Source organism: Aliarcobacter vitoriensis (assembly GCF_003316695.1).
Taxonomy (GTDB): Bacteria; Campylobacterota; Campylobacteria; order Campylobacterales; family Arcobacteraceae; genus Aliarcobacter; species Aliarcobacter vitoriensis.
Genome location: NZ_PDKB01000029.1, coordinates 1 through 11,379 on the forward strand (window position 1 = coordinate 1; position 11,379 = coordinate 11,379).

Consider the following 11,379-nt stretch of genomic DNA (forward strand, 5'->3'; position numbering starts at 1 on the left):
TTACCTACTTTGAACGTTACTGTTTCTGCTTGTGTTGTTGGATTTGTAAATGTTACTGTATATGTAATCTCTGCACTCTCTTCATCTCCACTCGCTGTTGATGTTAATGTATAGTCTGTTGTATCTATTGTATCTGTTATAGTAACTGTAGAACTACTATTAGTATCTAAACTTATATAATTTCCTCCAGTAGTTGTTGTAATAGTATAAGTTTCTGTACTACTATCTTCATATACATCTTCACTATTTGGATTTGTAAATGTAGTGCTTCCAGAAGTTTGCCCAGCTAGAATTGTAATTGTTGAACCATTGTTTAATGTAATTATCAAATCTGTTTGTGGTGCATTTGTAACTGTTGCTGTAATAGTTATATCTTTACCTTCATATACAGTTGGATTTGATAAAGTAATTATAGAAGCTGGAACTCTAGTATCAACTGGTGCTGTAGGTATTTCAGGAGTATCTGTAGTGTTCAAAAGATCAGCCAATAGTTCACTATTTTCAATTTCCTGAGTATTACCATCTAAAGGTTCTAATTCTCTAAGATTACTTATAACATCAGCAGAGTCACCATCTCTTGAGCTAAATTTACTTCTTAAAGCTCCACCATCTTGATTCTCTTCATTTCCAGCATTCGTAGCCTGTTCTGTTACATCTCCAGCAGCTGTTTCCATATCTTCAATATTTTCTTGTGCTGTATTCCAAGCACTCAAAGTTTCATTTACTGCTTCAGCATCAAAAGTTAATTCTTCATCTCCAAAATTATTCTCAAATAAAGTTGAATCCAGATTCAATTCTCCTTGATTGAAAGCAATAACTTGATTATTATCAAATGCAATTTCCAATTTTGATAAATCACTATTCGAATTTGAAGCAACTATAACATCATTTTGATTTACTACATCGCCTACTTTTAATTCAACAAGATTCCCTAAAGCATCTTTAACATAAAATTTTCCATCTTGAATAGATTGAATTTTTCCTAAATTTGCCATTGTTTTCCCTTTTGTAAAAATATAATTGATTATATCCAATTTAAAAATTTTGTGTATCACCCATTGGGGTGATATTTTAGTTATTTTTTGTAAATTATTTTATTTATTTTGTAGTTATTTTTTTAAGTTCATTTGACCAAAGTATATAAGATTTTCCATTTAAATGTAAATCATCATAAGTAAATTCTTTTAAAAGAGTCTTATTTTTTGTAAAAATTGGATTCAAATCAATAAAAATTATTTGATTATTTTTAGCAAACTCTTTTAAATCTTTATTTAATTTTTCAATTTTTGAATTAAAGTTTTGTTTTCTACTTTCACCTATGTATAAAGTAGATTGAATAACAATTTTTATATCTTTTTCTTGCAAATATTTTATAATTTTTTTGTAGTTTTCAAATACATATTCTGCACTTTTACCACGCATAATATCATTTACACCTATCATTATAAATACTTGTTTTACATTTGCACTAACGGTCTTAAGTCTGTCCAAAACTCCATCCGTTGTATCTCCACTAATTCCTCTATTATGAACTTTAAATCCTAAAAGTTCACTCCATTCACCTTCATCTGTAATAGAATCTCCTAACATCATTGTCGTTATATCACTATTTTTATCCATTAAAACCTCAAATTGACTAACTTTGTGTTTATAATAAGGATCATTTTGTATTTTCCATTCTCCTGCGAATAATCCAACAACAAGTATCGAAGAAATCAATAATATTCTCATGTATAACTCCTAATTTTTTGCGAAATTATATCAAATATATTATGAATAATTATTTTTAATCTTTACTTATATTTCTTTTGTAACTAAAATATATTATAATTTTATAATTTTTATAAGAAAGGGGACATTATGTCAAAAAAAAGTATAGGTTTACTTATACCTGTATTGGTCGCATTAGTTTTATGGTTTATTCCAGCACCTGAAGGCTTATCACAAGAAGCATGGAGATTTTTTGGAATATTTTTAGCTGTAATCATAGGGCTTATTATTGAACCTATTCCAGCAGCACTAATTGGTTTTGTTGGTATTTCAATTGTTGCTATATTGGGATTAATGGGGAACTCAGGGGATAGTATCAAATGGGCTTTATCAGGATTTTCAAATACTACAATTTGGTTAATCTTTGCAGCATTTATGTTTGCAGAAGGTTATAAAAAAACTGGTCTTGGAAGAAGAATTTCACTACTTATGGTTAAATATATGGGGAAAAGCACTTTAGGATTAGGTTATGCTGTTGCATTTTCTGATTTAGTTTTAGCACCATTTATGCCATCAAATACTGCAAGAAGTGGTGGAACGATCTATCCTGTTGCTATTAATATACCTCAATTATTTGGATCATTACCTGATAATGAACCAAGAAAAATAGGTTCTTATATATCTTGGGTTGCTATTGCTTCTACTTGTGTTACAAGTTCAATGTTCATAACAGCACTTGCACCAAATGTTTTAGCTGTTGGTTTAGTAGAAAAAAATAATATTTTTGTTGCATGGATTGAATGGGCAAAAATAATGCTACCACTGATGGTACCACTATTTTTATTAACTCCATGGCTTACATATGTAGTTTATCCTCCAACACAAAAGAAATCTCCAGAAGCTCCAGCTTGGGCTGCGGAAGAACTTAAAAAAATAGGTTCTGTAACATTTAAAGAGTTTTTAATGCTAGGTCTTGCAATTCTTGCTTTAGTTTTATGGATATTTGGTAAAGAGCTAGGAGTAAATGGTACAACAGCAGCAATTTGTATTGTTTCAATTATGATTTTAACAAATATTATATCTTGGGATGATTTACTTTCAGATAAAGCAGCATTCAATGTATTTATCTGGTTTGCTACTTTAGTTGCATTAGCAGATGGATTGAAAAAAGTTGGTCTTATTCAATATTTAAATGATAATGTATCTAGTATATTTACTGATATGAGCTTAACTTCGGCTATGCTTATTTTGATAGTTTTATTTTATATATTACACTATTTCTTTGCTAGTACAACAGCACATGTTACTGCTTTAGTTCCAGTATTTATTGCAGTTGCGGCACAAATTGTACCTAGTGAACAACTATTACCATTTACTATTTTATTATTAGGAAGTTTAGGAGTTATGGGGATTCTTACTCCTTATGGGACAGGACCTTCGCCAATCTGGTATGGTGCTGGTTATATAACTCAAGCAAGATGGTGGGGATTAGGTGCATTATTTGGTTTTATTTATCTAATTCCAATTATTATTGGGGTATTTATATTTCTTTAAAATTTAAAAGAGAGAAAACTCTCTTTTAAATCAGTGTTTGGTAAATCAAAGCAAGTGCCATAATAAATAAAAATCCTTTTATAACTTTATTGTAATTATCTTCTTTTATCTTATTTCTTAACTTTAATCCAATTACAATGCAAATTAGAACTATTAGTAAATTATATAAAGACAATTCCAAAATCTCTTGCGTAAAAGAGCCATGGTATGTAAAAAGTATAATTTGAATAATTTTTCCAAACATAAAACATAAATTTGAAGATTGAATTATCTCTCTTTTTGTGTGTTTTGACTCTAAAGAGTAGATTATTAAAACTAAAGCCATAACATTTGTCAATCCACCAATAATTCCTGCACTTAATCCAAAAATTACTGTTGATAATATTTTCTTTTTTTCAACCCAAGGCATAGAAAAAGATAATTTTTGGCTAAAAAGATAAAAAAGAATTGATATTGCTAAAAGAAGCTTAAATATTTCAGAGTTACTATAAATAAGTATTTGAGTACCTATAGCACTTCCTATCATTGCAAATATAGCTAAAAGATAAAATTTTTTTACTATTTGAAAAAAGTTCTTTTCAACAATTAACGCACTTATATTTAATAAAAGAGTTGGAATGGCAACATATATAACAGCTGTCTTCATATCAGTAACCATAGCTAAAATTGGAGTTGCAATCATAGGAAAACCAAAACCAATAGTTGCTTGAACTAAAGCAGAAAAGAATATAACAATAGAAGCAAAAATTAAAAATTCAGTAGTAAATTCCATAAAACAACTCCCTAAAAAAGGAGTTATTATACATCAATTTATCTAATTTTGAAAATTTCTATTTACTACTTCTAAAAAATCTTTTGGATTTTTATAGCCAACTATTTTGGCACTTTTCACTTCATTCTTATCTTTATCCCAAAATATAATTGCAGGTGGTCCAACAACTCCAAATCTTTTCTGAATTGCTTTATCATCATTACTGTTTGCTGTAACATCAACTTTTAAAAGGGTAAATTGTTTAAGCTTTTCTATAACTTCGCTATCTTTAAAAGTAATTTCATCTAACTCTTTACAAGATACACACCAAGAAGCCCAAAAATCTAACATTATTGGTTTAGAAGATTTTTTTATAGCATCTTCAAGTTCTGAAATATTTTTTATATATGTAAATTTTAATTCATCTTGTGCTGATACTGAAATGCTACTTGTAAATTTATCAAGCGGTTTTAATGGATTTGTAGCACCACTTACTGCTCCTACAAATAATATAACTCCAATTAAAGTTATAACTTTAGAAATAAGCTTTGAAATAATATGATTATAAATTTTTAGATATATACCTGTTCCTAAAAACAATATAGCCCATAAATACATAGTTATAGTTGGATTTATAACTCTATCAAGAAGCCAAATAGCAACTCCTAGCATGATTATTCCAAATATTTTTGTCACACTTTCCATCCAACCACCTGGTTTTGGCATAAATTTACCAGCTCCAAGTCCAATTAATAAAAGTGGAACTCCCATACCTAAACTCATAAAAAATAGTGCCATCCCACCTAAAACTGCATCACCTGTTTGTCCTATATAAACCAAAGCTCCTGCAAGTGGTGGTGCTACACAAGGTCCAACAATAAGTGCTGATAAAAATCCCATAATAGCAATACCTAAAACACCTTGCTTTTCTTTTCCATCAGTTGTTTGATTTATTTTATTTTGTAGTGCTGTTGGCAATCTTAACTCAAAATATCCAAACATTGAAAAAGCCAATACAATAAAAATAGCTGAAAAAGATATTAAAACATAAGGATTTTGTAAACTTGCTTGTAAATTTGCTCCAAAAATTCCAGCAATAACTCCAGCCATTGTATAAGCTAAACTCATAGCAAGAACATAAATAAGTGACATAAAAAAGCCTTTTTTAGCACTCATAGTCTCATTTTGTGAAGCTTTAACTATAATTGATGAAAGAATAGGAATCATAGGGAAAACACAAGGAGTAAAAGACAATAAAAGACCAAATCCAAAAAAAGTTGCAATAACTATAATAGTACTTGAATTCTTAAAACTGTTTGCAATACCGTCTGTTTCACTTATATTTTCATTTTGTGCTATTTCATTTTTTACTTCATTTTGAGTTATAACTTCATCTTGTGCAGATGCTTCAAAGAAAATAACTTTTTTTTCACTCATAGGTGCATAACAAAGCCCAGCTTTTGAACAACCTTGAAATTTAAACTCTATTTCATACTTATTTGAATCAATTTTTTCTTTTAGTAAGCTATATGGAATATTTAAATCTAAATTATCAAAATGAACTATAAAACCATCATATTCTACTGGTTTTGGAAGATTTAATTCTGGTAAAAGTTCTACTTTTTTTGGCTTTGAGATATTTACTTGTAGTTTATCATCATACAAATATATATCTTGTCCTAATTCTAGTTTGATATTCAAACTATCATCATTTTGTACAAATTTTACTTGAAATGCTTCTTCTGGTTCTAAAACTTTATTTCCCAATTCTGCAGAAAATGAATATGCAAAAAAAGCTAAGAATATTAGAAATTTTTTCATTTTTTATCCTTATTTAAAATCTACTTTTGAACTTTCCAAAAGTTCTTCAGTAGTTTTAACTCCAACATATTTTTTGATTGGTTCTCCATTTTTAAAATATATCATTGTTGGAAGTTGTTTCACTCTATACATTTTCGCTAAAACTAAATCATTATCTATATTTACTTTAAAAATCTCAACATCATCAGGTTTTTGTATCTCAAAATCTTCTAAATTATTTGCTAATATTTTACAAGGAGGACACCAAGGAGCATAAAAATCCACAATTACATTTTTACCTTTTATCTTTTCACTAAAATTACCTTCTGTTAGCTCTTCATAGGCAAATAAAAAAGTTATTGTAATTAGAGTTAATAAAAATATTTTTCTCATTTTTTTCCTTAATTTGTATTCTCCTGCATTATATTTAAGATTAGTAAACAATTTGTTTAAAATAATCTAAGAATATTTATATATTATAATTATTTCTTATCTATGCACCTATGCTATCTTTTTTTATTTTCCTTTTTTGAGGATTTACAGGACAATTTGGTTTGATATTTTTTTCAACATAATCCATAATTTTTAAAGCTACATTTATACCTGTTGATTTTTCTATTCCCTCTAATCCTGGGCTTGAATTTACTTCCATAACCAAAGGTCCTCTTTTTGAACTTATCATATCAACTCCACAAACACCAAGTCCCATAGCACGAGCTGCTGCTAATGCTGTTGATTTCTCTTTTCTGTTTAATTTATATATAGATGCATTTCCACCTTGATGAAGGTTTGATCTAAAATCTCCTTCTGCTCCTTGTCTTTTCATAGCAGCAACAACTTCTCCATCCACAACAAAAACTCTGATATCACTACCATTTGCTTCTTCAATATACTCTTGAACAAGTAAATTTACATCCATTCCATAAAAAGCATCAAGTACAGATTTTGCAGCTTTTTTACTATCTACAAGTACAACTCCTACTCCTTGAGTTCCTTCTAAAATTTTTAATATCAATGGAGTTCCACCACTCAAAGCTATAACATCTTTTGCATTTGATTTATTTGATGCAAAAACTGTTCGTGGTAAATCTACTCCATTTTTTGACAAAACTTGCAAACTTCTAAGTTTATCTCTACTTCTTGTAAGTGCTAGATTTCCAGTTGTAGAAAAAACATCTTGCATCTCAAAGTGCCGTACCATCGCTGCACCAAAAAATGTTCTACTAGCACCTATTCTTGGAATGATTGCATCTGGAACTTTTAAAACTTTACCTTCATAATTTACAACTAATTCATTTTTCATAATCTCTATAGTACATTTCAAATAATCTAAAACTCTAACTTCCCAACCTTTATTAAAAGCCTCTTCATATAATCTTTTTGTTGAATACAAATTTTCATTTCTTGATAAAATATATACTAACATTATTTATTCCTTAAATATTTTTACTTGCTAAATTTTCTTTTGAAACATCTACTAAAAACCTATTTGACAAAAATTTTCTTCCTATGAGCATTGGATATTTCATATCTTTTCTATTTGTCAAAGATACAACTGTTTTATATTTTTTACCATTAAAAAGGATTGAAACTTGAATAAAAACTCTTAATTGTGAAGCTCCATTTGAACTTTTTACAAGCTTTTGTTTATAAATTGGAAGTTTGATTTTTTTACCATGATAAGATGGATGAATTTTATCAAGCAGTTTAAAGTTTACAAAACCATCATCAAGAGAAATATCATCGCAATGTAGAGAATTTGAGTCAGCTCCCGTGTCTATTTTAGCATCTAGTCCAAAGAGTTCTAAATCCAAAATATCAACAAGTTCTTTTCGTCCTATAATTTTGAGTTGTGACATAATTACCCCTTTGAATTATGGATAATTATATCACAGAAAAGTAGTTTATTATTACTTTTTAGATGCTTTTGCTTCTTGCAAAGCTGAAATTAACTCATCTATATTTTCATATGGAATATGTGCTTTCCATTGTACATCTTCACCATTCAAAGCTATTCCAATACTTAATATATCCGCTGTATCTTTTCCATAAGGTTCAGTTACATTAGAAACCGTTATTTTACCTTTTTTTGTTCCTGCTAAATCGAACTCTTTTAACTTTGTAACTATTGTCATCTTAAATCTCCTTAAAAGTGATATACAAATTTTACACTAAATTGCTTTTTTTTAGATTAATCTATTCAAAAATAATTTGTGGTTTTCCCAAATAGTAACCTTGAAACTCATCTACATCTAACTCTATCAAAAGATTAAAAATCTCTTCACTATGTACAAATTCAGCAATAGTTTTTATATTCAAAGTTTTGCAAAAAGCTATGATTGATTTTACGATTTCATAAGAGTTTATATCTGCATCTATATTTTTAATTAAACTTCCATCTATCTTTATATAATCAGGTTTTATTCTAAGAATTCGTAAAAAGTTTGAATATCCACTTCCAAAATCATCAATAGCTATTTTAATGCCATGCTTTTTATACTTCATAACAAACTCTTCTAAGAAATCATAATCACTTAAGCTTTCACTTTCCAAAATCTCAAATATAATTCTACTTTTATCTTCAAAACTTAGCATTTGCATAATATCATCTAAATAATCTATAAAATCATAGTTTAGAATATCTTTAAAACTTAGATTTATACTTATTTGTTTGTCAGTTTTTAGAAGATTTTCAAAACTTTTCGAAACAATTATCTTTGATAATTCTAAATACTGTTTTGTTTTAAATGATATTCCCAAAAATTTATCTGGAGTTACAAAAATAGCTTCATTATTATCATTAATCTCTTCAATCCTCATAAGGGTCTCATATTTTATGACATTCTTATTTTTATCAGTTATTGCTTGATAAAAAGGTATTACTCTCTTTTCTTCAACAGCTTTTTTTATCTTTTCTCGCCAATACAAAGTTTGGATAATTAACTCTTTTGAATCTAGTTCATTGTTATAAACAAAATAACTCTGATTTAGTGATTTTGCTTTTTTTAAAGCCATTGCAGAAGTTATCAATGGTTCTTCTTGAAATAATGATATTCCCATAGTCATTGAAATAACAATATCTGATTTTAATTCATCTATATAAATCTTTTTATTTGAAAAAGTTTGATTTAGTTTTTCTATTAAAAGAAAAATTTCATCAAATGGCATATTATTCACATTTACGAGAGAAAAAATATCTCCACTCAATCTATATGCAGTTACATCATAACTTTTTTCAAACCCCTTTAGTATTTTTGCAACTTCAACTAAAACTAACTCTGCATTTATAAATCCATAAAGCTCATTCAAATCTTCAAATGAATCCAAATCAAGTAAAATAGTAATTACACTATCTTTATTTTTTATATAATCTTCTAAAGCTTTTCGATTTTTTAGATTTGTAAGTTCATCATTATAGAGTCTATTTTCTACCTCTTTTTTTACGTTTTCTACTACCTTTTTGCAATTAGCTTTCGCATTTTTTATGCTTAATAAATATAGTAGAAATAAAATAATAGAAATTATTAATAGTAATAATTCTAAATCATTTATATGTTGCAATTTTCTGACCAAACTTAACATTTTGGCTTAAAAGATTCTCAAGTTGAACAAAATCTTTTTCCCAAACCATAACAACAGTTGATCCCATTTTAAAATACCCTAAACATTCACCTTTTGTAATTTCAATATTATCATAAGTGTAAACTTTTATCTCTTTTGTATCCTTATTTGTTTCAACTTGTGGTTCAAAAGTAAATACCATCTGTCCAACATTTAAAGCCCCAACAAATACCATAAAGAAAATCTTTCCTTGGCTTTCACACTCTAAAATTACTCTTTCATTCTGAACAAAAAGTTCAAACTCTTTATTTAGATATTTTAAATTAACTGGATATAGTTTACCAGGAACATGAATAAGTTTTTTTAGTTTAAAATCTACTGGTGCATGGTATCTGTGATAATCTTTTGGTGATAGATAAAAATTCATAAAATCTCCATCTAAAACTTTTTCAAAACTATCTGTACAATAATAAGTCAAAAGCTCTTCAACACTATACTCCATCCCTTTGATTTGTAAAGCTGTATCATTTTCTATTTTTCCACACTCAGTAATTAAACTATCTGTTGGTGATATAAATATATTTTTACTCTCATCAATTTGTCTATCAATTATAAACTCTCTTGTAAAAAGTTCATTTAAAGATTTGTAATGTTTTGCATTTTTAAACTCTGTCATATCCAATTTCATAAGCTTTGCATAACTTTTATTTATTACTTTTTGTATAGGTTTTGAAAACTCTTTTTTTGCAAATTTTCCAAAATATTGAGATATAAGATTCGTTATGTGCATTGTATTCCTTTGTGAAGTTGTGATTGAATATTTTAACTTTTTTTTGCTAGACTTTTGCTTTTAAAAGGATATTTATGTTTAAAATAGTTGTTCAAGATAGATGTGGATGTTTTATAAAAAGTGATTTAGAAAATAATCTTGAATTTGATTCAAAAGATGATGCAATGCTTAAAGCCATAGAGATGAAAAATATTATGAATAGAACTTTTTGCAAAAAACACACTTTTGAACTTCAAGAAATGTTTAATAATCTGATCATAAAATTTTATAAAGAAGAGCAAAAAACTTATTGTTGTGGAAATGGTTGTTGTATGTAAATTAACTACATTTTAATATAATTTAGAGAATAAAGAGAGCTTAAACTCTCTTTATTATATTGTCTTAAAATTCCATTTTCATAGAAAATGCAACACTTCTTGGATCTCCTAATCCATTTGAATGAATCCAATACACTTTATCTGTTAAGTTTTGAGCAGTTAGATTAAAACTTGTAGGATAATTCCCTAGTTTTGTTTTATATCTAAGCCCTGCATCATATAAAGTATAACTTGGCATAATATCTGTATTTGAACTATTTCCATATCTTTTACCAGTATAATATATTCCCCCAGTTAAAGTTAATCCTTGAATCATAGGAATATTATACTCTGCAAATAGTTTTGCCATTTTTGTTGCAGCATTTATTGGCTTTTTACCTTCTAAAGCTTGATTAGTCGCTTTTTCTATACTTAAATCCATAAATGTTGCTCCTCCCATAAGTGTAAGATTATCTGTAACTTTTCCAGTTAATCCAAGCTCAAGTCCTTGATGTATTTGTTCACCATCTTGAGTTAAAGTTGGTTTACCTAAACTTGCTACCGTACTTTTATCTTCAAAAGAGTTAGCTTTTTCTATTCTAAATAGTGATGCTGTTAATAACGCTCTTTCATCTAACATACTATATTTTGTACCTATCTCAGTTTACTTTTATATGGATCTAATATTTCATTTTCATTAACATAAGTATTCCCTACGATTGTTCCAGCTTCTAAACTCTCTATATATGTAGCATAAGTTGTTAAGTTGTAAAATGGTTTATAAAGTAAAGATAAAGTAGGAGTAAGTTCAGATACATCATATTTTGAACTTTGTACACCATTACTATAACTTGTATTTACAATAGTTGCATAGTTTACTCCTACTAATGCACTCCATTGGTCATTAAATACTATAT

The 11,379-nt window shown here is 27.8% G+C and carries 14 protein-coding genes; 2 read left to right on the forward strand and 12 right to left on the reverse strand.

What is annotated here, in order from left to right:
* Together CRU91_RS11695 and CRU91_RS11700 are read right to left on the reverse strand one after the other, a co-directional pair.
* On the reverse strand, positions 1-995 hold a 995-nt coding region (locus CRU91_RS11695), incomplete at its 3' end, for an immunoglobulin-like domain-containing protein (protein ID WP_146951620.1).
* A 103-nt stretch (positions 996-1,098) separates the two neighbouring features.
* Complete coding sequence (locus CRU91_RS11700) at positions 1,099-1,731, reverse strand: GDSL-type esterase/lipase family protein (RefSeq protein ID WP_113895400.1); 633 nt, start codon at positions 1,729-1,731, stop codon at positions 1,099-1,101.
* A gap of 129 nt (positions 1,732-1,860) precedes the next feature.
* Between CRU91_RS11700 and CRU91_RS11705 the strand changes: the two genes are divergently transcribed.
* Positions 1,861-3,264, forward strand: a complete 1,404-nt coding sequence (locus CRU91_RS11705) for an anion permease (protein ID WP_113895401.1) — start codon at positions 1,861-1,863, stop codon at positions 3,262-3,264.
* 25 nt (positions 3,265-3,289) lie between these two features.
* Here the strand turns inward: CRU91_RS11705 and CRU91_RS11710 are convergent, their stop codons facing one another.
* The 8 genes from CRU91_RS11710 to CRU91_RS11745 form a co-directional block, all read right to left on the reverse strand.
* A complete protein-coding gene (locus CRU91_RS11710; RefSeq protein ID WP_113895402.1) occupies positions 3,290-4,036 on the reverse strand; it encodes a sulfite exporter TauE/SafE family protein in 747 nt (248 codons plus the stop codon).
* 42 nt (positions 4,037-4,078) lie between these two features.
* Positions 4,079-5,836, reverse strand: coding sequence for a protein-disulfide reductase DsbD (gene dsbD, locus CRU91_RS11715; RefSeq protein WP_113895403.1), 1,758 nt, complete (start codon positions 5,834-5,836; stop codon positions 4,079-4,081).
* A 9-nt stretch (positions 5,837-5,845) separates the two neighbouring features.
* The gene (locus CRU91_RS11720) at positions 5,846-6,208 is read right to left on the reverse strand and encodes a thioredoxin family protein (RefSeq protein WP_113895404.1); all 363 of its coding nucleotides are present in this window, start codon (positions 6,206-6,208) and stop codon (positions 5,846-5,848) included.
* 100 nt (positions 6,209-6,308) lie between these two features.
* Positions 6,309-7,241, reverse strand: coding sequence for a 30S ribosomal protein S6--L-glutamate ligase (rimK, locus tag CRU91_RS11725; RefSeq protein ID WP_113895405.1), 933 nt, complete (start codon positions 7,239-7,241; stop codon positions 6,309-6,311).
* A 10-nt stretch (positions 7,242-7,251) separates the two neighbouring features.
* Entirely contained in the window at positions 7,252-7,674 is a 423-nt protein-coding gene (locus CRU91_RS11730; RefSeq protein ID WP_113895406.1) for an ATP-dependent zinc protease family protein, read from the reverse strand.
* Positions 7,675-7,725: 51 nt separating this feature from the next.
* On the reverse strand, positions 7,726-7,950 hold the full coding sequence (locus tag CRU91_RS11735) for a hypothetical protein (protein WP_113895407.1): 225 nt from the start codon (positions 7,948-7,950) through the stop codon (positions 7,726-7,728).
* Between the two features lie 61 nt (positions 7,951-8,011).
* Entirely contained in the window at positions 8,012-9,376 is a 1,365-nt protein-coding gene (locus tag CRU91_RS11740; RefSeq protein WP_222718472.1) for an EAL domain-containing protein, read from the reverse strand.
* Positions 9,360-10,166, reverse strand: coding sequence for a phosphatidylserine decarboxylase (locus CRU91_RS11745; RefSeq protein ID WP_113895409.1), 807 nt, complete (start codon positions 10,164-10,166; stop codon positions 9,360-9,362). Before CRU91_RS11745 ends, CRU91_RS11740 begins: the two co-directional genes overlap by 17 nt.
* 74 nt (positions 10,167-10,240) lie before the next feature.
* On the opposite strand from CRU91_RS11745, the gene CRU91_RS11750 reads away from it, so the two are divergent.
* Positions 10,241-10,483, forward strand: a complete 243-nt coding sequence (locus CRU91_RS11750; RefSeq protein WP_113895410.1) for a hypothetical protein — start codon at positions 10,241-10,243, stop codon at positions 10,481-10,483.
* Positions 10,484-10,547: 64 nt separating this feature from the next.
* On the opposite strand, the gene CRU91_RS11755 is transcribed toward CRU91_RS11750, so the two are convergent.
* On the reverse strand, positions 10,548-11,102 hold the full coding sequence (locus CRU91_RS11755; RefSeq protein WP_257119137.1) for a TonB-dependent receptor domain-containing protein: 555 nt from the start codon (positions 11,100-11,102) through the stop codon (positions 10,548-10,550).
* Between the two features lie 14 nt (positions 11,103-11,116).
* On the reverse strand, positions 11,117-11,379 hold a 263-nt coding region (locus CRU91_RS12505; protein WP_268876318.1), incomplete at its 5' end, for a TonB-dependent receptor domain-containing protein.

Excerpts from the sequence above, each read along its gene's own strand:
- CRU91_RS11700 (WP_113895400.1), bottom strand. The coding sequence starts at position 1,731 with ATGAGAATATTATTGATTTCTTCGATACTTGTTGTTGGATTATTCGCA.
- CRU91_RS11705 (WP_113895401.1), top strand. The coding sequence starts at position 1,861 with ATGTCAAAAAAAAGTATAGGTTTACTTATACCTGTATTGGTCGCATTA.
- CRU91_RS11710 (WP_113895402.1), bottom strand. The coding sequence starts at position 4,036 with ATGGAATTTACTACTGAATTTTTAATTTTTGCTTCTATTGTTATATTC.
- dsbD (WP_113895403.1), bottom strand. The coding sequence starts at position 5,836 with ATGAAAAAATTTCTAATATTCTTAGCTTTTTTTGCATATTCATTTTCT.
- CRU91_RS11720 (WP_113895404.1), bottom strand. The coding sequence starts at position 6,208 with ATGAGAAAAATATTTTTATTAACTCTAATTACAATAACTTTTTTATTT.
- rimK (WP_113895405.1), bottom strand. The coding sequence starts at position 7,241 with ATGTTAGTATATATTTTATCAAGAAATGAAAATTTGTATTCAACAAAA.
- CRU91_RS11730 (WP_113895406.1), bottom strand. The coding sequence starts at position 7,674 with ATGTCACAACTCAAAATTATAGGACGAAAAGAACTTGTTGATATTTTG.
- CRU91_RS11735 (WP_113895407.1), bottom strand. The coding sequence starts at position 7,950 with ATGACAATAGTTACAAAGTTAAAAGAGTTCGATTTAGCAGGAACAAAA.
- CRU91_RS11745 (WP_113895409.1), bottom strand. The coding sequence starts at position 10,166 with ATGCACATAACGAATCTTATATCTCAATATTTTGGAAAATTTGCAAAA.
- CRU91_RS11750 (WP_113895410.1), top strand. The coding sequence starts at position 10,241 with ATGTTTAAAATAGTTGTTCAAGATAGATGTGGATGTTTTATAAAAAGT.
- CRU91_RS11755 (WP_257119137.1), bottom strand. The coding sequence starts at position 11,102 with ATGTTAGATGAAAGAGCGTTATTAACAGCATCACTATTTAGAATAGAA.